Raw genomic sequence first — 20,036 nt, forward strand, 5'->3', positions numbered from 1 at the left:
AGGTCAAGTTCAATCCGCCCATATTACGATTAGAGGGGCAAGGGAGCGGTAATGATGGATGTGAAGTATGCTTTTCATGCGGGCAGCTTAGAGGATACGGTTCGTTTTGCAGAGATTCTCGGGAGTTTATTCGGGCAAGGCACGGTTCTGGCTTTGGATGGAGATCTGGGAGCAGGCAAGACGAGGTTGTCTCAAGCGATCGCGAGATCCATAGGAGTTCCAGGGATCGTGAACAGCCCTACGTTTACAATTATAAAAGAATACGAAGGTGGCAAACTGCCGCTCTACCATATGGATGTGTATCGAATTACGCTTGAGGAAGCGGACGAGCTTGGCTTGGACGAGTATTTTTATGGCGAAGGGATCACGATTGTGGAATGGGCGAGTCGAATTGAACCGCTTCTTCCCGAGGAACGCTTAACGATCTACATACAGGACTTGGGCGGCGAGGAAAGACGATTTGAACTGACACCAAGCGGGGAGCCGTATGAACCGTGGTGCAGAGAGATGAAGGAGAACGGGATTTTGATATGAATGGAACTAGAGAAACACATCAACCTATGAGACTTCTGGCTATAGATAGTTCAACGAATTCGCTTTCCGTAGCGATACTGGAGGACGGTCACGCAGTAGCGTCTTTCAGCTCTGAAGCAGAACGGAATCATTCGATCCTGTTAATGCCGGCAATTGAACGAATTTTACAAGAAAAGGATCTTACACCTGCAGGTTTGAACGGCATCACGATTGGACGCGGACCTGGTTCTTACACCGGCGTTCGAATAGGCATCAGCGTAGCCAAGACGATGGCTTGGGCGCTGGGTATTCCGGTTATCTCGGTTTCGGGATTGGAAGCTATGTCCTTGGGTGCCTGGAGAAATAACGTGAATACAAGGAATGACGCAGAAACGCAGTGGTACGTGCCGCTGTTGGATGCGCGCCGCAAGCAGGCTTTTACGGCGATCTATGCTTTTCAAGAGGGACAACGTCGGACCGTTGCAGCAGACAGCATCCGTCTTGTTCCTGACTGGGTGGAGCAAATTAGCGAGATAGTAGAGCGTGCTCCTGTGCGGCCAGATAAAGTGTTTTTTATTGGCGAAACTGCTGGTTTTCAAACTTACATCGATATGTTATCGGAGCGTTATCCTGAGCGGGTGTCGGTAATGCCGATAGGAATAGAAGCCGAATTCGTTGGTGAGCTTGGCTGGGAACGTTGGGCTCGCGGTGAGCAGGATGATCTTCATAGTCTGGTGCCGAATTATACGCAATTGGCGGAAGCGGAAGCGAATCTGATTCAGAAGGAGAAGCAAGGAGGCGATTCGTTTGGCTGAATATGCTGAACAAGCTGGGTTAAACGAGTCTTGTTTCCGTTCCATGAAAATGGAAGATATCCCGGCGATTGTCGAGATCGAGAAAGAGGCTTTCACCACACCGTGGACCGAAGCAGCTTTTCACAATGAATTAACGAACAATCATTTTGCTCACTATGTAGTGATGGAAATGGATGGAATTATTGTCGGATATGCAGGGATGTGGCTCATCATAGATGAGGCCCACGTTACGAATATTGCGATTCGGAATGGCTACAGAGGCTTGAAGCTTGGGGAAAAGCTTTTGCAGCAAATGCAGGCATCGGCCGCTTTCCTGGGGGCAGAGCGGATGACGCTTGAGGTGCGGGTATCGAATCATATTGCCCAACGGCTGTATGGCAAGCTTGGCTTCATCCCGTCTGGCTTACGCAAAGCGTACTATACGGATAATGGAGAAGACGCCATGATTATGTGGGTGGAGCTTCCCGATGTGAAAGGGGGCGCAGCTTCGTATGATGCAGAGTGAGGGTAGGGAAGACGAGACGAATCGAGTTGGCAGCAAGCCGGAGGTTGCGGCAGAAGGTCCGGCTGGACTGGAACTGGCGAACGGCGCTGACAGGTCTGTTGGCTCAGACGGCGGCAGATGTCTGATTCTCGCAGTCGAGACGAGCTGCGACGAGACATCGGTTGCGATCGTCGAGAACGGGAAGACGATCCTCGCCAATATGGTGTCGAGTCAAATCGAGACACACAAAAGGTATGGAGGCGTCGTGCCGGAGATCGCCTCCCGCCAGCATGTGGAGAGCATCACGCTGATGCTCGACGAAGCTGTGCGCACAGCCGGTATTCGGCTGAGCGAGCTGTCCGCCGTCGCCGTTACGCAGGGGCCGGGACTAGTCGGCTCCCTGCTCGTCGGCGTTGTGGCGGCGAAGGCACTGGCCTGTGCGATCGGCGTGCCGCTGATCGGCGTTCACCACATCGCGGGGCATATATATGCGAATGGACTCGTCCATTCACTCGAATACCCGCTGATGGCGCTTGTGGTGTCCGGCGGTCACACGGAGCTTGTGAACGTGGAAGCGCCCGGGAAGTTCCGCATCATAGGCCAGACGCGGGATGATGCAGCAGGCGAGGCGTACGACAAGGTCGCCCGCGCCATGGGGCTGCCTTATCCAGGCGGCCCGCATGTCGACCGGCTCGCCCAGCAGGCAGAGCCGGGTGAAGGCACCCCGATGCCGCGTGCCTGGCTCGAACACGACTCCTACGATTTCAGCTTCAGCGGGCTGAAATCGGCGGTGCTAGCGGCGCTCAACTCGGCGAAGATGCGTGGCGACGTCATCCACCCCGTGCGATTATCGCGCGGGTTCCAGGACTCCGTCGTCGACGTGCTCGTCGAGAAGGCGCTCCGCGCAGCGAAGCAGTACGGCTCGCGGCAGCTGCTGCTCGCAGGCGGCGTTGCCGCCAACCGCGGCCTGCGCGACGCCTTGACGGCGCGCTGCGAGCGGGAAGGGCTTCCGCTGCTGGTGCCGCCGCTCAGCCTATGCACGGACAACGCAGCGATGATCGCCGCCGCGGCCTACTTGAAATGGGAGCGCAGAGAGTTCACCCCGCTCGATATGAAGGCCGAGCCCCTCTTATCGCTCGAGGCCTGGTCCGTCGGACAATAAGGAATATAAATAAAGGACCCTGCTGGTACAATTCAGCAGGGTCCTTCGTATGGCTTCGTATTGGTTACCACACTCATGTCCATCGTATCGGCTGCCTCACGCATGATCCCGATTTCTAAACATGATTTTCATTTTCTCAATCGTCTGGGATACCGAGTCCAACCCGTTCCAGAACATGGCTAGGTGACGGCTTAGCTCCATCAGACGATCGTAATCGGGAAATATATTATGGCCAAAATGAGAATCGCTTAGCTGATTGTCCACCATATTAGCAGCTTCCAGGAACGTTCGGTCTAACAATTGGTCGTTGATCGGCTTAAGCACGGACAAGAAGTTGAAGCGCTTCAGCAGCTCTTCCTGAATGTCTGGTCGAATAATGAATTCAATGAACGCGTGCGCGAGCTCGGGCTCATCGCAATCCGAAGGGACCATCAAGCCGTTGGCCACCAACAAGGATGATTTGTCCGGACCGAACTGGACAGGTACCGCTTTAGGCTCGAAAGGAATGCCTGAATGCTTCCAATAAGCCAGCTCAAGCGCGGTTGTAAACATCATGGCAACCTTCTCATTCAGAAAAGGATCCTGACCCAATTGGTTCATGTTGAAAGAATGTAAAATGGCGCATCGGTCTACGTACAACAAACGATGCATCAATTCAAGCGAAGCTCGCAGCTGTTCCGGTGAATCTTCGAGTTGAGAGAAGTCCACCCCATGCTGCAAAGCGATGACAGGCCAACGGATATGGGTAGAGGAGATGCCGAATCCGTATTGGTCAACAATGCCATCTCCGTTCGTATCGAGTGTGAGCTGCTTGGCAGCTGCCAACAGATCCTGCAGCGTCCATGAGGAATCCGGAACCTGAATGTTCTGGCGCTCGAACAGATCCGGGTTGTAGACCATGAAGACAGAACTGAAAGTCACAGGAATACCGCGCAGCACATGATCACGACGAAAAGCATTCAATAATTTAGGATAGAAAAAATTGCCTGTAATTCGCACAGACTGAGACAGATCCTCGTATGCTTCGAAGTCTTCGACTTCGGTGAAGAGCCAATCGGAAATAACAAGAATTTCTGGAACAACGCCCATTAATCTGGAGTGCTGCACGGAATCCCAGAATTGGCTGGTAGGGAAATTAAGCAAGGCGACCTTAACTCCAGGCACTTCTTTTTCGAACTCTTTGGCCAGCCAAGAGAAACAATAGTTGGAGAAGTGAGAAGGCGATGCGGATGCAACTCGTAATGTACGTGTTTTGGTAGGAACTGTCACGGCTGCCTCTGCAGAAACTAGAGTGCCCTGCCCCATTTTACGAATAATCAGGCCTTCGTGAACGAGTAATTCCAGTGCTTTTCTAACAGAAATGCGGCTTATTCCGTACTGGCGAGACAGTTCATTCTCTGAAGGTAGAAATTGACCCGTGTGAATAGCCCCTGACTTGATTTGCTCCCGAAGGGTATCCGCTAATTGAATGTATAAATACTGGTTTTGATTTTTTTTCATTTGGATGCTTCCTGTCTCAGAAGGAGTAACGTTTACATCATTCTAACATAACACCTTATCGTGCGGGTACGTACGGTTTGTACAATAATAGTAGTGATATCAAGGTATTGACAACGGGGGGAGACGCATACTATAATTCATAACAATATTCATTAATCTCAAACGCAAAGAACGGGACCAGTACGGTACTAGCATCGTTTCAGAGAGCTGCGGGTTGGTGCAACGCAGTCGAAGCTAACCAGAAGCTCGCCCGGGAGCGGCAGAATGGAACTTCATTGTCCTCATGGAGAATGAATAAGTACATTCAGACGGTTAACCTCCGTGATCGGGTGTAGTGCGCAGGAAAGTGGCCGTAAGAGTGAGTAACTCTGGCACCACCCTGACTTAACGCACGACCTAAGTGGGTTCGGCAATTATCGCCGGGCCAACAAGAGTGGTACCGCGACAGCACAGCCTGTCGTCTCTTGATTGAGACGATGGGCTTTTTTTATTTTCATTAAATGAATCGATACAATGCAAAGAACGGGAGCAGTAAGGATAAGCCTCCTTCTCAGAGAGCTGCGGGTTGGTGCGACGCAGTAAGGAAGTCACCCTGAACTCGCCCGGGAGCAGGCAGACTGAACATAGGAACCGCATGATGCGCGGTATTCTTGAGGTTTGCACGGATAACCCCCGTTAACAGGTTGTGCCGAATCTACTGCAGCATCAGCAGGATGACAAGCACACAGAGCGGGTCTGGTGGAAATATCCAGGCCAACAAGAGTGGTACCGCGACAGTAACCTGTCGTCTCTTACAAGGAGACGGCAGGTTTTTTGTTGTTCACTTACATTCTAAGGAGGATAAAGACATGACTAATAAAGAAATGAATCGACGCAAAATCACAATTTTTGATACTACCCTGCGGGATGGAGAGCAATCACCAGGAGCATCGCTCCATCCGGAGGAAAAGATTGTCCTGGCCCGTCAATTGGCACGGCTTGGAGTGGACGCGATCGAGCCTGGCTTCCCGATCTCTAGTCCTGGGGATTTCGCCGCTGTACAGCAAATTTCGCGAGAAATTGAGGGAGTAGAGATTGTAGGCTTCGCTCGAGCGCTGAAACAAGATATCGATGCGGCCGTTCGCGCTACACAGGATGCCCACTATCGCAGATTGCATCTGTTCATCTCCTCGTCCCAGATTCTGCTTGAATTCCAGCTGCGCAAATCACAGGATCAGGTCGTAAAGATGGCAAGGGAAATGGTCGCCTATGCCAAGCAATACGTCGATCGAATCGAGTTCTCCCCGATGGATGCTTCGCGGACCGGAGAAGAGTTTTTGTTCGAGCTGGTCGAAGCAGTCGTAGCAGAAGGGGCGACCATCATTAACATCCCGGATACGATGGGTTATGCGCTGCCGGATGAATATGGTCGAATGTTCCGCAGAGTGAGGGAGCATGTCAGAGGCGGCGACCGCGTTGCCTACAGCGCACACTGTCACAACGATCTGGGCATGGCTGTAGCGAATAGTATTGCAGCCATTCAAGCCGGTGTGTCGCAAGTGGAAGTGACGATTAACGGAGTAGGCGAGAGGGCAGGCAACTGCTCTTTGGAGGAGCTTGTAATGGCCATCGAGACGCGTAAGGAGGCGTTAGGGGTGGAGACAGGCATCGTTCTGCCAGAACTATACGAAACCTCGCGCGCGGTTAGCCGCGCCATGCATTTTCCAATTGCCTATAACAAACCGATTGTTGGCCGCAACGCTTTCCAGCATGAGTCAGGCATTCATCAGGATGGGCTTCTGAAGAACCGCAATACCTTTGAGATCATGGATCCAGAAGCGCTTGGCATCCCTCGCAATATGATTATTCTGGGCAAACATTCCGGCAGACACGCGATCCAGCACCGTGTAGCTGAGTTCGGGATTACCTTGCAGGACGGACAGCTGGAGGAGCTTTTCAACCAATTCAAGGAAAAAGCCGATGAGCAAAAGCACGTCACCGACGATGAACTGATCCGTCTTGTGAGCAGTACTATCAACCAGACGTTGGAGCGATTCACCTTACAGGACGTGCAAGTGGTGACAAGCAGTCTTAAGAATCGGGTAGCCTCCATTACACTGGCGGATCACGTTCAAGGAAGCGAGCAAGCTTTCTCGGCAACAGGTGAAGGGACGGTAGAGGCATTGATTCAATGTATCAAATCTGCGATGCCTTTTGATCTGGAGTTTATCGACATGGAGCTGCAATCGATGGCGCATGGAGAGCGTGCCAAAGCAGAGGCCGCTGTTGAGATTGCTGTGGAGGGAAGGCCTTACCGCGGTTCAGCACTCGATCAGGATGTTGTAATGGCGGTTGTCAAGGCATGTTTGTCGGCTTGTAATCAGGCTGCGCGGGCTCAGCTAGAGTAAGCTGATCAAGTTTTTCTGGATGTGGATAAAGATATCCACAGGGCATGTGGATAATGTGGATATCTTATTCGATCCAGTTGTAAATAAAGGGTTTGTGCAGCTTTTTGAAAAGGGGATATTTTTTTCATGCGATTCTGTGGATAGTGGGGATGTTTCGCTGGTGGAAAGTGTTATCCTGTGTGAATTCTTATGCGAGCCTGGGAATAGGCTGTGGATAGAGCTGGGGATAAGTGAATAGAAGCAGAAAAGGTCAGGTGTATAAGGTGGATGATATCATTCAATATTACAATCAATTCGACGAATGGGGGCGGCTTGATCGGGAGCCGATCGAGTTTCTAGTTAATACTCACTTTATTCGTAAGCATCTTCCGCCAAACGGGCATGTGTTCGATAATGGTGCGGGCCCAGGAAAATATGCTGTGCATTTGGCAGAGTCAGGTTATGAGATTACGCTTACGGACCTGACACCCCGCCTTGTGGAGCAAGCTAAAGTGAAAGCACAGGAGCTGCAGTTGGAGCATCGGTTTCGCGGGTTTCATGCTGCGGATGCGCGCAATCTGGAGACATTGGGAGATCAGCAGTTCGATGGCGCCCTAATGCTCGGTCCCTTGTACCATCTGCAGGAGGAGCCGGATCGCGTTCGCGCAGTTCAAGAGCTGTATCGTGTGACCAAGCCGGGAGCTCCCGTGTTCGTGGCGTTTATGTCCAGAATTGGAAAACTGAAAACTTCGCTGCAGTACCCTTTACATTGGAAGCCGAATCATACTGCCGATGGCCTTGCGGCTTTTAGGGAAACCGGAAAGTTTGATCATAGCGATGAGGGCCGCTTTACAGGGGCTTACTTCTGCAATATAGAAGAGATTGTTGGATTCATGGAGCGGAATGGCTTTGAGGACTCTCAGCTTATTAGCTCAAGCAGTATTGCGGGAGGCATGAAACCCGAGCAGTGGGAGTATTGGAGATCACGCGGTGATGAGGAGTTTCAGCAAATCATGTGCTTGATTATGGAGGCGGCTACGAATCCTTACATACTTGGAACCTCATCACACATTCTTTACATTGGCAAAAGGAAGGGATAGGAGCTGAAAAGACAGCTCGCACTGAAGGATCGCACGATCGCGAGCGGCTGTTTCTAAAGCGGAAGTTCCGCTTTGCAGGATTGAACGAGCGCGAGTGACCGCTCATAAAGCGGAAATTCCGCTCTGCAGGATTGAACGGGCGCCTGTGGCTGCTTCTAAAGCGGAAGTTCCGCTCTACAGGATCGATCAAGCGCGAGCGGCCACTTCTAAGGCGGGCACTCCAAATCTAATATTTATATCAATCATAGAAACAGGCTGATTCGGTTACTCTAACGGAAACTGCTACTGGATTTTTCCATAGTACAGGATGGAGGCAGACCGTTGTGCGGGGATTAAGAGGATTCGTGATTGCAGGGCTGCTCGCTATTCTTGTCAGCTCAGGATTGGGATCCATAACTCATGCTGAACAAGAAAATACACGTACTCTTAATGATAACCAAATGCATAGGGATTCCGCACCAAGCGCTAGAAAACAATTGATATTGAGTGTTCCGGATCTTAGATTCGAGCATTGGCAAACGGTTGAGAAGGATCGGGCGGAGTATCCGTACTTGTATTGGCTTTTGCACCATGCAGGGCTTGGAGCACTGTCTACTCGGACGTTTGGTAAAGGGCTGGAGGACGTTTACGCGACAATTGGCGCGGGTGCTCCTGCAGGCAGCGGAAGTGAAGCTTATGGATTAAACCGACTGGAAGAGAAGCAAGGGTACGCTGCAGAGCAGTTGTATGATCGTTATAGAGGACAAAAGCCTAACGAGCAGTCGGAGGTGTTAATCCCTGAATTCTCTATAGCGGAACAGATCACTTCACGCTCGGGATTTCTAACCATGCCTGGATTGCTAGGAGAGACATTGAAGGCGCGCGGCATTCCGATATATACATATGGAAATACAGACGGTGTGCACAAAGCTAGATTCTCTGTGCTGCTGCTTGCGGATCGCTCAGGACAGATTGCTCATGGTGATGTCTCGGCCAACATGCTTGTGCAGGATGTCAAACGACCTTTTGGGGTACGGATGGATCGAGTTAAGCTGTTTCAAATGTGGAAGGCAGCGCCATCTGAGTCAATCGTTTCAATCGAGTGGGGAGATTTCAGCCGTTTGGAGGAGTCTCGCAATCATTTTTCAGTAAATGTGTATGAGCAGTGGAAGATTGCAACTTTGCAAGAGTTGGACGCATTTATAGGGATGTGTTTGGATGATCTGCGGAAAGACGAAGGGATATGGCTCCTGTCCAGCGGACCCTATCGTGCTGCCCGGCAACCTGGTACGATGTTACCGCTGATTTATTATGAAACGGGGATCACACCGGGATTGCTCATTTCCGCATCGACTAGAAGAGCAGGAATTGTAACCCTTTACGATCTGGCGCCATCTCTCATCCGTAGATATGCCAATGAATCACCTGCTGAGATGCTCGGTCACCCGATCGAAGTAATGCCCAGCTCAGAAGCATCGCCTGTGTGGACAATATTGGAAAGACAGCTAGAGGGGATAAGGAATGTTTATGTGCTTCGGCCAAGACTGTTGCTTCCTTTTGCAGGTTACGAGGTATTTGTGCTGCTTGCTGTGCTTTTATGTGTTAACTGGGCTGCATTAAGCAGCAAGTGGGGTGTTCGGTTCTTGCTTCGGATTCTTTTGCTATCTCTTCTGATTGCACCTTTAGTGATGTTAATGCTTGGGTGGTTGTTAGCGGTAGTCCAGACTAGTCCGGGGATACTGGTGTTGTTATTTGTGGGGTTGTTGATTGCAGGGAGCACCTGGGGAGCGGTAGCTAGAACGAGGACTGTCGCTGTGGGTGGGATTGTCAGCTGCATCACGGCAGCGGCGCTGCTGATTGATGGTCTGGTCGGGGCGCCAGGGATGAAGCGGTCCTTGCTCGGTTATGACCCTGTATTAGGAGCTCGTTTCTACGGCATGGGCAACGAGTTCATGGGGGTGTTGATTGGCGCCACTGTGCTGGCCATCGCTTTTGGCTTGGACTGTTGGGTGGGGACCCGCGGTGGATCGCACGCTTCAAGCGCACTGGCGGGTAGCAGCGCCGCTAGTGGGGGCGCGGAAGCTAGGGTCAACCTTGTGAGCGTGGGAGGAGCTGAGCCGCTGATGCCGCGCGCGGCAGCGCGAGTAGGTGCGGTCAGCGACGTGCTCGCACCAGCAGGCGACAGCGCGGAGAGCGAGGCCGCGGAAGGCGCGGAGCTGCCGATGACGCGCGCGGAGGCCGCCAGCGACCGCCGTGCGCAGCACGCTCGCCGCCTCGCGGCCGCGGCCGTCTGCGCCGTCTGCGCCGGCGTCGCGCTGTACCTCGCCGCGCCGCAGCTCGGCACGAACGCGGGCGGCGCCATTGCCGCCGTCGTCGCGTTCGGCGTCGCGTGCCGTGCCTCGCTGCCGCGCGTGCTTGCCCGCGCCGACGCTAGCGTGAGCGCGGCAGCGAGGCGCACTGCTGCGCCGGGGCCGGCGCTGGCCAGCACGCGCGCTCGCCGCTTCGGCGTGCTGCGCCTCGCGCTAGCCTCGCTCGCCAGCACGCGCGCTCGCCGCTTCGGCGTGCTGCGCCTCGCGCTAGCCTCGCTCGCGCTAACGGCCCTCGCTGTCGCCGCGTTGTGGCTGCTTAACGCCGTGCTCCCGCAGCCTCCCGGCGCGCAGAGCCACATCGGCCGAGCTATGGGCTGGCTGCACGAAGGGCGCTTCGACCTTGTCCGCGCAATGGCTATTCGCAAGCTGCAGATGAACATCCACCTATTAGGAGTGTCGGTGTGGAGTAAAGTATTGCTTGCTGGTCTAATCGTTATGCTCGCTGTAGTCTTACGTCCAAGTGAGCTCCGGCGATGGCAAAACAGCCATCCCTATCTCATGGACGGCTGCTCCGCCATCGCGGTGGGCGCCATCGCGGCGCTTATCTTCAATGACTCTGGCATTGTAGCGGCGGGGACAATGATTATATTCGCTGCTGTTCCTCTGCTTTTGTTGAAGCTTCAGGCCATTGATCGCCAGTAAATCGCTGTTCCTTCCGGTCGCGATAGACTGACTTTACTAGTGAGTGGAACCCCAATCAATAGGTACCCCCGAGGCACCTATTGAGAGCCAAATGCCCGTGGAAACGCACAATAGGTGCCTGGCAGGTACTTAACTAATCATATTCGTACCTGTCAGGCGTGAATCCCAAGCAATAGGTACCTCCGAGGCACCTATTGAAGCCCAAATGGCGGGTGAGACGCACAATAGGTGCCTGTCAGGTACTTAACTTATCATATTCGTACCTGTCAGGCGTGAACCCCAAGCAATAGGTACCTCCGAGGCACCTATTGAAGCCCAAATGGCGGGTGAGACGCACAATAGGTGCCTGACAGGTACTTAACTAATCATATTCGTGTCTGTCAGTCGTGGAACCCCAAGCAATAGGTACCTCCGAGGCACCTATTGAAGCCCAAATGGCGGGAGAAACGCATAATAGGTGCCTGGCAGGTACTTAACTAATCATATTCGTGTCTGTCAGGCGTGAACCCGGAGCAATAAGTACCTCCGAGGCACCTATTGAAGCCCAAATGGCGGGTGAGACGCACAATAGGTGCCTGGCAGGTACTTAACTAATCATATTCGTACCTGTCAGGCGTGGAACCCGAAGCAATATATACCTCCAGGGCTCCTATGGGATCCCAACTGTCGTACTTAACTATTCATGCCCGTCTGCCATCCTAATCCTGACCTCACACGAGCAGAGACTCCCACTGCTCATACAGAGGCTCTAGCGTTGCCTTATGCTGTTCGATCAAGCGGTTGCGTTCTTGAACGGCCAAATAATCGTTATAGACGTCCGGCTCGAGCAGTTCGGCTTCTACCGCAGCTACTTCGCCCTCTAGCCGGGCAATCTCCGCCTCCAACTGCTCAACCTTACGTTGGCGGCTTCGTTCTTCACGTTTCTGCTGCTTCTCTGCCTCCAGATCTAGTTTGCTTCCGCCTGTGCCGGATTGTGCGCGTGCTGCTGCAGCATTGCCGCCGCTGTTCAGCTCGCCAGTCTTCATCTGCTGTCCAGCTCCGCCTACGTTTCCGCCACCTTTTCCGACTCCGCCGCCATTACCAAGCTTGGCCAGACGCTCCGCTTCAATCTCGGCCAGCTCCTGTTTTTTCTCGACATAGTCCTCGTAATTGCCCAGATAGCTAACAACTCCGTCGACAGACAGCTCCAATACTCGCTCCGCCATTTTATTGAGAAAATACCGGTCATGTGAAATGAACAGAAGCGTACCATCATAATCCAATAATGCAGATTCCAGCACTTCTTTACTGAACAGATCGAGATGGTTGGTAGGCTCGTCCAGGATGAGGAAGTTGGCTTTTTGCAGCATCAATTTGGCAAGGGATACTCGGGCTTTCTCTCCGCCGCTTAATGCCGCAATTGGTTTGAACACATCCTCCCCGCTGAACAGGAAGTTACCTAACACTGTTCGAATACGTGCTTCCTCAATATGCGGATAAGCGTTCCACAGCTCGTCCAACACCGACTGCTGCGGATTCAATCCTTCCTGCTCCTGATCATAATAGGCCAAATCCACATGCGTGCCCCATTGAAGCTTTCCTGTATCTGGAGTCCGATCACCAGTAAGGGATTTCAACAGAGTCGACTTCCCGACCCCGTTAGGACCGATTAGCGCCACCGTCTCCCCGCGACGCAGCTCGAAGGATACATTACGGAAAAGCGGATTCTCCTGACCTTCAAAAGTAACCGACAATTGCTGAACGTTCAACACTTCCTTACCGGAAGCGCGACCTGCTTCGAATCGAAAGGATGCTCTCTTCAAATCACCCATTGGCTTATCCAGTCGATCCAGCTTTTCTAAAGCTTTGCGGCGGCTCTGAGCTCGCTTGGTCGTTGTGGCCCGAACAATATTTTTTTGGATAAAATCCTCCATACGCGAGATCTCATCCTGCTGTTTTTCAAAGTGCTTCAACTGGATTTCATACTCAGCCGCTTTTAACTCCACATACCTGCTGTAGTTGCCTGTGTATCTCTTGCATACATTTCGTTCAATCTCGTAAATACCCTGAACCAGGGCGTCCAAAAAATATCGGTCATGCGATACAACCAGGATGCCACCCGGATAATTGCGCAAATAACCTTCGAGCCAGGTAAGCGTATCAATGTCCAGATGGTTCGTAGGCTCATCCAGAATAAGCAGCTCCGGCTCCTGCAGCAGCAGCTTGGCTAGAGCTAGTCTTGTTTTTTGTCCCCCGCTCAAAGTATCGATACGAGTATCGGGAGCGAAGCTGCTGAACCCCATCCCGTGTAAAACCCCGCGAATTCTAGCCTCAATCTCATACCCACGCTGCTCTCGAAAACGTTCCGATTGGATGCTGTATCGATGCAGGACATCCTCATATTTTTTCTCATTTGCCTGAATATCAGGATCAGCCATGAGACTCTCGAGCTTCCTCAGCGCTTGCTCTGCTTCCAATAAGTCTGCGTACACTACGAGCATCTCGTTCCAGATCGTCTCATCCGACTGCAGTCCTGTATTCTGGGACAAATAGCCGACACGAGTTTCCTTGGATTTGAATATGTCACCCGAATCTGCGCTCATATGGCCGGCTATGATTTGCAACAAGGTCGATTTTCCGGCTCCGTTCGCGCCTACCAGACCAATTCGTTCCCGTTCTTGTACTTGCAAAGATATATTAATCAGAATCGGCTTGATTCCGAAGCTTTTGTGGATTTGATTCACTTGCAGCAGCATTTGCACTTACCTCCGCGAGACTTTTCACATGATTAACTAATAGTTAGATTAAGTTTACCTGAAAACCCAATTATTCACTAGTCTGCACCAACGTTTTCCTCCACGATGTACGCATCTCTAGCGTTTTTCATCCACTTTTTCCTCCCTGATCAATGTGTTACACTAGTTAGCAGTAGTTAGGGCCATAAAAGGGGTGAGTGGATGTACGTGCAGGAGCATAAAAAGCTGCTCAGGCGTCAAATGGAAACGAAGCGCTCAGCCTTGGCCGCAGAAGAACGTAAGATGAAGTCCACAGCAATTTGCCAAACCGCCATTCAATCGTTCCTGCAGCCATTATTTGTAGACCAACGTCCAGACCGGATGCATTCAGCAAATGATCCAGTCTTGTTTACATATATCCCTACAAAAGCTGAGGTAGATGTGACCCCGATTCTGGAATGGTGCTGGTTGAATCAGGTTGCTATTGCTGCTCCAAGAGTTGTACCTGTGGGACGGCAATTGACTCTTCATGTAATAAAAAGCTTCGATGATCTCCAGGAAGGAGCTTACGGCATTCTCGAGCCAAAAGTTACTGTACCTGAACTGGAACGCATGGATGCTGTTCAGATGATGCTTGTTCCGGGACTTGCTTTTGATACTAGGATGGGCAGGCTTGGTTATGGGGGCGGCTATTACGATCGATTCATGCGCAGATGCCTGGTTCAGACGGGAAAAGAACCTTTCAAGCTGGCGCTCTCTTACGATGTTCAGATCGTTCCAAGTGTGCCGATGGCCTCGCATGATTTGATGGTGGATGCGGTCGTCACCGAGACAAGTGTATACAGGAATGGGCATTGACAGACGTTCACCAAGCTTTAACAGAAACGAGAAGACGTATTGAGAAAAATGAAGTATACTGGAGATAAGTATAGATATGTATAGTCCACGGGAGGTGCTTGAATGGAGAATGCGAACCACTCTTTGACTCATTTCAATTCTGAAGGACGCGCCCGGATGGTGGATGTATCGGACAAAAGTGTGTCCAAACGGACAGCCGTTGCTCGCACTACAGTTACGATGCGTTCGTCCACACTCGCGGTCATTAAGGAAGGCAAAGTGGGTAAAGGAGACGTGTTAGCAGTTGCTCAGGTTGCGGGAATTATGGCGGCTAAGCAAACTTCCAACTGGATACCAATGTGTCACCCCTTACCTCTAAGCGGAATAGATATTAGCTTCTCGGATAATGGGTACAATGAGCTGTATATTGAAGGCATGGTTAAGACAACCGGGTTAACCGGAGTGGAGATGGAAGCATTGACTGCTGTATCCGCTGCAGCCCTCACGGTTTACGACATGTGCAAAGCGATAGAGAAAGAAATGACGATTGGTCCTACATTGCTACTTTCCAAGACAGGCGGGAAAAACGGCGATTATCGGGTATCTGAATCAATCGGGTAATAACAATTGCGCTACCATGATGAGGGAGGGAGCTTATGCGCTGGAAGGTTGGCCTGCTGACGGCGAGTGATCTTGGATCCCGCGGTGAAAGAGAAGACACCAGTGCACAGGTCATTCGCGAGCTGGTGGAAGAAGAGCTGCAAGGCGATATTATTGAGTACCGGATCGTTCCGGACGAGACCGATGAGATCATGGCAGCGCTTATTGAAATGACGGATTACTACAGGGCAGACTTGGTGCTCACGACCGGCGGTATAGGAATGGGACTCCGCGACGTAACGCCGGAAGCTACTCTTAAGGTAGTCGACCGCTTGGCGCCAGGCTTCTCGGAAGTTATGAGGGCCGCAATGCTGCAGCGTTCCGGTTATGCCATGCTGACACGTGGTATATCTGGTATCCGAGAACGGACGCTTATCTTGAACTTGCCGGGCACTCCCAAAGGCGTGTTGGAGAGCTTGGCGGCTGTTATGGATCAGCTTCCCGCCGCGCTGGCCCAATTAAAGGGCGGGGGATGGGAGCCGGAAGAATGAGCATGAGCAGCCGTGAACAATCGCAGGTTACGAAGTTGGCAGAAGTAAGAGTCGAAGATGCAGTAGGCCTGGTCTTGGCCCACGATCTAACACAGATTATTCCTGGACAATTCAAAGGAAGATTGTTCAGGAAAGGGCATGTGATCCGCGAGGAGGACATCTCGGAGCTGCTGCGTATTGGAAAAGCCCATATTTATGTGATGGAGCTTGGCTCCGACGACCTTCACGAAGATGAAGCCGCCTTGCGGATGGCTCAGGCCGTAGCAGGTCTTAATGTGAGCTTGACTGAAGCCAGTGAAGGAAAGGTGCTGATTCGGTCCTCGATTGAAGGCGTTGTACGTATTGAGAAGGCTTTCATTGATGAATTGAATGCCTTCGATCAGATTGCGATGGCGACTGTACCTGATTTCTCTGTAGTGAGATCTGGCCAGAGTCTTGTCGGTACACGTGTTATCCCTTTGGTGGTAGCGAAGAGCAAGATCGAAGCAATCGAGCAGATGGCGATCCGTTGGAAAGAAGAGCACAATGGGAAAGCACCTATTACGGTACTACCGTTTACCAGCCTTCGTGTCGGTCTTATTACGACGGGGAGTGAGGTTTATACAGGCTTGATCGAAGATAAGTTCGGCCCTGTTGTTCGAGAAAAGGTGGAAGCGTTAGGTTCACGAATAATTGAACAGCGAATGACGCCAGATGACAGTGAGGCCATTGTCCGAGAAATCCGATACTTTGAGCAACAAGAAGTCGATTTGATATTAGTTACAGGTGGAATGTCTGTCGATCCGGATGACCGCACACCAGGCGCAATTAAGCAGGCTGGGGCCAGAATCATCAGTCATGGTACCCCTATGCTGCCAGGCTCGATGCTAATGATGGCGTATTTAGGGGAAACTCCCATTATGGGACTGCCAGGTTGTGTGATATACGACCGTTTCACGTCATTCGATGTTTTACTGCCGCGGATTTGTGCGGGTGTTCCTATAGAACGCTATCACATTACAGAGCTTGGCTACGGCGGATTACATGCAGACAAAGGTTAACAAACAGCACGTAAAATTATGAGGAGGGCTTAAAATGCCGAATATTGGAACAACAGGTTTTATCTTAATTATCTTAGTGGCTTTATTATTGTTTGGACCGAGCAAGCTGCCTGAACTGGGCCGTGCTTTCGGACGTACGCTTCGCGAGTTCAAGAGCGGTGCCAAAGAGATGATGAATGATTCCGAACAGGAGAATCGTAAGGAAGTATCGTCTTCGCAATCCTCGCCACGACTGGATCAGAAATCCGATTCATCCAATGAGAAGAGACTTCCTGAATAAGCGCTAGAAGAGAAGCACCAGTATACATTGTACAACTATCAGAGTCTTTTCTGATCATTCCACCCAAACGGCGCCGCCCATAAGGACGGCAGCCGTTTATGCTTGAGTAGTCATAGTTAGGTTGGTGAACTTGTAATGAGCGGTGAAGCAGCCTCCTTGGTTGACCATTTGACAGAGTTACGTAAACGAATTATTTGGGTTTTAGTTGTGTTGGTGGTATCGATGATCGGAGGTTTTTTCGCTGCAAAGCCAATTATTCTATATTTGGTAAGCGTGGAACCTGCAGCGAGTCTTCATATGCCGCTCAATACGTTCTCTCCGTGGGACGGTATTCGCATCTTTATGCAGTTTGCTTTTGCAGTAGGCTTGGTCTTTACACTGCCGTTTGCGATGTATCAGTTCTGGCTTTTTGTTAAGCCAGGCTTGACGGAACTGGAGCACAAATCTACGCTCCGCTACATTCCGGCTACCGTTCTTCTTTTCCTGATCGGGTTGTCCTTCGGCTATTTCATCGTATTTCCGATGGCCTTCTACTTCACCTCTTCGGTGACGCAGAGCTTGGGACTTACGGAAACGTACGGAATATCGCAATATTTTACGTTTATGTTTAACATTATATTGCCGATGTCGATTTTGTTCGAGCTCCCGATTCTGGTTATGTTTCTAACGAAGCTGCGCATATTGAACCCCATTCGACTGCGTAAAATGCGTAAGCTTGCTTACTTGATCCTGATCATTATTGCAACCTTCGTCACACCGCCAGATTTCATCTCGGATATTCTGGTGTCGATCCCGCTTATTATCCTGTATGAGATTAGTGTGCTGCTGTCCGGTGTCATTTATCGCAAGCAGCTCGAGCAGAAGCGATTGTGGGAAGAGGAGTACGGTGAAGGTTCAGCGGCTGCAACGAAATCATAATGAACGGAAAAGAATAAGAGGGCTGTCTCAAGAAGTAGGAATTTACTTCTTTGAGACAGCCCTCTTGCTTGTGCGAACCTTTAATCTGATCCTCCTGAAGGAGTGGTAATAAGGCTGAGTAAGAACAACAAATCGTGCCTGTCGTAAATACCGTCATTGTTGAAATCCTTGTTCCCATTAGGCAAGGCTATATACCGAAGTATATCTTCGACGTGCAGCCCATCCTGTTCCGTATCTAAGGCCTGATAAATCTGTTGTATGCTGCTTTGATTCGCGATTGGAATATGAAGCAATGTGATAGGCGTATTGTCGGTTGTCTTCAGCAAGCCGGGCAGAATACTAATCGAGAGCGACGAAGTGGGACTGACCGGTTGAGAAAGCTCAAGCTCTAGCTGCACTGTCTGTGAGCCTGTATACGCGGATCGGATTCCATGAATAGTGGCTGGTGTTCCATTCATGATTAAATGATCCAGTAGCTGCAGATTATGTGCGGCCACACTGTTTTGGAATCGGAGTTGAATGGTTTGTTCGTCTAGCATTCGTGCATACCCAATCGGATTGGTTATACTCGTTACTCGTTGCAAGTTAAAATGGTAATGGTTCTGCGTAACTTGATCAGCAGCTAGAACAGTAATAACAAAGCTTGATGCATTCCCAAAATCGAACACGATGTAGCTAGGGTTATACGTTGCGCCGGTTACGGTATAAGTCACACCTGTTACTGTGAAGCTGGCCAAAGGATCAGACAAATACAGGGTTCCGAGATATATAGTACTGGTGCTCGGTAAATACAAGTCATAATCGAAGGTCCTGCTGTCAAATTGAGGGGATAACACGCCGCCCCCATCTAGTAAGCTGAATTGCTCGATGTAAGCATTCGTTGAGGATGCTCTTGTAATCGTAAGCGTGTAGATCTTTGTACTGTTGTTCTCTGCAGTAACGAGCCACTGGACTACATTCGGACCCGTCTGCAGAGTTGCAACCACCGAGTTAGCAGTTGAGTGGTAGACCGTGCCAGTAACCGTAACGTATGCACTGGAATCTGCAACTGCATATGAGATCGGCAAGCTTGCAATCTCGTAAGGGACCAACAGGGTGTACTCGGTAACATTCGGTAAGAAGTTCAATGTGTGGTCCTGAGGTAATAATGAACTCAGATTCGCATTGCTGCTCAGCGGACGAACAATTGTAACCATTCGCTCAGCCGAGGAGCTGTTCCCTGCTCGGTCCCTTACGGTGTAAATCAGTTTGTAGATACCTAGCTCATTCGTATTGACTGTTCCCAGAATAGTAACAATAAGCTGGGCAGCTGTGTCTACTTCATCAATTACCGTGTAGCCTGGTTCCATATAAGATGTCCCCTGGGTAAGCGTTAAGCTGCTAGAAGCCTTTAAGTGGATAGCTGGTGCATCACGGTCGATATTCTGAACGGACACCGTTCTGAGGTCGTGTCTGCCTCTATCATTAAGTGCGTACAAGGTGTAATTGTCATTCTCTGATACTTGGAAGCTGCCTCCTGTTATTGGGAGCTGGTTGCCTCCAGTTGCAAAAGCTTCGATACTTGCGTTACCCCGTAACCATTTGAAAGATGTGATATGACTGCCATAGACAGCTGCTGATACCGTAACATTTCCACTGGTTGGCGTTCCTGGTAAAGGATTCGTTGAGATATTCACGATAGTCGGAGCAGCCAGTTCCTCTCGGGTCACCACAATTGTATATTCCTTCGTAGATGAATCCTCTGCTGTAACCAGGATCGTGATGGTGTTAGGGCCAACTGCTAATGTGTTGTAGGGCCCGCTTATTACGGCATTAGCATGCTGCGAATCTGCTGGCAGTGCGTGTATTTGTACGGCTAGTGTGTCGTAACTGACAGATACGGTGTAATGACTCTGATTCATATCGAATGGAATGCCATAGCCATCGACGGACAGGCTGCTTAGGTTGGCATTGCTGCTTAATACATTTACGTACCGAACAACCGAGGCGGTGTTTCCTGCAAGGTCTGTTGCCGTATAAGTCAGTTCGTAAGTACCAGGAACGTTAGTGTCGACTGCACCGTTCAGGGTTACAACAGGATCAGCGGGATTCTCGTGATCGGATACGCTAACACCTTGATCCAAATAAGTCTCGCCTTGCGGAATCGTAATGGACGCAGGCCCTTTT

General features: G+C 50.9%; 16 protein-coding genes and 2 other annotated features. Of the genes, 13 read left to right on the forward strand and 3 right to left on the reverse strand.

The genetic code is table 11. The annotated features are described in order from the left end of the window. The first annotated feature begins 51 nt into the window (after window positions 1-51). The 4 genes from tsaE to tsaD are packed head-to-tail and all read left to right on the forward strand — an operon-like array spanning window position 52 to window position 2,974. Window positions 52-534 (forward strand): tRNA (adenosine(37)-N6)-threonylcarbamoyltransferase complex ATPase subunit type 1 TsaE, encoded by a 483-nt coding sequence (gene tsaE / locus AC58QD_RS30660; protein WP_497338851.1) that lies wholly within the window; start codon window positions 52-54, stop codon window positions 532-534. Further along, window positions 495-1,328, forward strand: coding sequence for a tRNA (adenosine(37)-N6)-threonylcarbamoyltransferase complex dimerization subunit type 1 TsaB (gene tsaB, locus AC58QD_RS30665; RefSeq protein ID WP_497338852.1), 834 nt, complete (start codon window positions 495-497; stop codon window positions 1,326-1,328). Before tsaE ends, tsaB begins: the two co-directional genes overlap by 40 nt. Window positions 1,329-1,371: 43 nt before the next feature. Further along, window positions 1,372-1,833: a ribosomal protein S18-alanine N-acetyltransferase gene (rimI, locus tag AC58QD_RS30670; RefSeq protein ID WP_497338867.1), complete on the forward strand. Its 462-nt coding sequence runs from the start codon at window positions 1,372-1,374 to the stop codon at window positions 1,831-1,833. After that, window positions 1,820-2,974, forward strand: a complete 1,155-nt coding sequence (tsaD, locus tag AC58QD_RS30675; protein ID WP_497338853.1) for a tRNA (adenosine(37)-N6)-threonylcarbamoyltransferase complex transferase subunit TsaD — start codon at window positions 1,820-1,822, stop codon at window positions 2,972-2,974. The genes rimI and tsaD overlap by 14 nt, the downstream gene beginning before the upstream one ends. Before the next feature lie 96 nt (window positions 2,975-3,070). Here tsaD and AC58QD_RS30680 read toward each other — a convergent pair whose 3' ends face one another. After that, on the reverse strand, window positions 3,071-4,474 hold the full coding sequence (locus AC58QD_RS30680; protein ID WP_497338854.1) for an extracellular solute-binding protein: 1,404 nt from the start codon (window positions 4,472-4,474) through the stop codon (window positions 3,071-3,073). A 158-nt stretch (window positions 4,475-4,632) separates the two neighbouring features. Further along, window positions 4,633-4,942 (forward strand) — a binding site (T-box leader). A gap of 41 nt (window positions 4,943-4,983) precedes the next feature. Further along, window positions 4,984-5,269, forward strand: a binding site (T-box leader). A 53-nt stretch (window positions 5,270-5,322) separates the two neighbouring features. On the opposite strand from AC58QD_RS30680, the gene AC58QD_RS30685 reads away from it, so the two are divergent. The 3 genes from AC58QD_RS30685 to AC58QD_RS30695 all read left to right on the forward strand — a co-directional run bounded on the left by AC58QD_RS30685 (window position 5,323) and on the right by AC58QD_RS30695 (window position 10,930). Continuing rightward, entirely contained in the window at window positions 5,323-6,861 is a 1,539-nt protein-coding gene (locus AC58QD_RS30685; protein ID WP_497338855.1) for a 2-isopropylmalate synthase, read from the forward strand. A 263-nt stretch (window positions 6,862-7,124) separates the two neighbouring features. Then, the gene (locus tag AC58QD_RS30690) at window positions 7,125-7,940 is read left to right on the forward strand and encodes a class I SAM-dependent methyltransferase (RefSeq protein ID WP_497338868.1); all 816 of its coding nucleotides are present in this window, start codon (window positions 7,125-7,127) and stop codon (window positions 7,938-7,940) included. Window positions 7,941-8,263: 323 nt separating this feature from the next. Further along, window positions 8,264-10,930, forward strand: a complete 2,667-nt coding sequence (locus AC58QD_RS30695; protein ID WP_497338856.1) for a hypothetical protein — start codon at window positions 8,264-8,266, stop codon at window positions 10,928-10,930. Window positions 10,931-11,640: 710 nt separating this feature from the next. On the opposite strand, the gene AC58QD_RS30700 is transcribed toward AC58QD_RS30695, so the two are convergent. Then, complete coding sequence (locus AC58QD_RS30700) at window positions 11,641-13,665, reverse strand: ABC-F family ATP-binding cassette domain-containing protein (protein ID WP_497338857.1); 2,025 nt, start codon at window positions 13,663-13,665, stop codon at window positions 11,641-11,643. Between the two features lie 201 nt (window positions 13,666-13,866). Between AC58QD_RS30700 and AC58QD_RS30705 the strand changes: the two genes are divergently transcribed. The 6 genes from AC58QD_RS30705 to tatC all read left to right on the forward strand — a co-directional run bounded on the left by AC58QD_RS30705 (window position 13,867) and on the right by tatC (window position 17,870). Further along, window positions 13,867-14,502 (forward strand): 5-formyltetrahydrofolate cyclo-ligase, encoded by a 636-nt coding sequence (locus AC58QD_RS30705; RefSeq protein WP_497338858.1) that lies wholly within the window; start codon window positions 13,867-13,869, stop codon window positions 14,500-14,502. A gap of 102 nt (window positions 14,503-14,604) precedes the next feature. Next, window positions 14,605-15,102 (forward strand): cyclic pyranopterin monophosphate synthase MoaC, encoded by a 498-nt coding sequence (moaC, locus tag AC58QD_RS30710; protein ID WP_497338859.1) that lies wholly within the window; start codon window positions 14,605-14,607, stop codon window positions 15,100-15,102. Between the two features lie 35 nt (window positions 15,103-15,137). Next, window positions 15,138-15,632 (forward strand): MogA/MoaB family molybdenum cofactor biosynthesis protein, encoded by a 495-nt coding sequence (locus AC58QD_RS30715; RefSeq protein WP_497338860.1) that lies wholly within the window; start codon window positions 15,138-15,140, stop codon window positions 15,630-15,632. Next, a complete protein-coding gene (locus AC58QD_RS30720) occupies window positions 15,629-16,672 on the forward strand; it encodes a molybdopterin-binding protein (protein ID WP_497338861.1) in 1,044 nt (347 codons plus the stop codon). The genes AC58QD_RS30715 and AC58QD_RS30720 overlap by 4 nt, the downstream gene beginning before the upstream one ends. A 34-nt stretch (window positions 16,673-16,706) precedes the next feature. Beyond that, window positions 16,707-16,952: a twin-arginine translocase TatA/TatE family subunit gene (locus AC58QD_RS30725; RefSeq protein WP_497338862.1), complete on the forward strand. Its 246-nt coding sequence runs from the start codon at window positions 16,707-16,709 to the stop codon at window positions 16,950-16,952. 135 nt (window positions 16,953-17,087) lie between these two features. Continuing rightward, on the forward strand, window positions 17,088-17,870 hold the full coding sequence (gene tatC / locus AC58QD_RS30730) for a twin-arginine translocase subunit TatC (protein WP_497338863.1): 783 nt from the start codon (window positions 17,088-17,090) through the stop codon (window positions 17,868-17,870). Between the two features lie 80 nt (window positions 17,871-17,950). Here tatC and AC58QD_RS30735 read toward each other — a convergent pair. Then, window positions 17,951-20,036: immunoglobulin-like domain-containing protein (locus AC58QD_RS30735; RefSeq protein WP_497338864.1), on the reverse strand; the 2,086-nt coding region annotated here is incomplete at its 5' end.

The organism is Paenibacillus sp. J2R1T-4 (assembly GCF_059692235.1).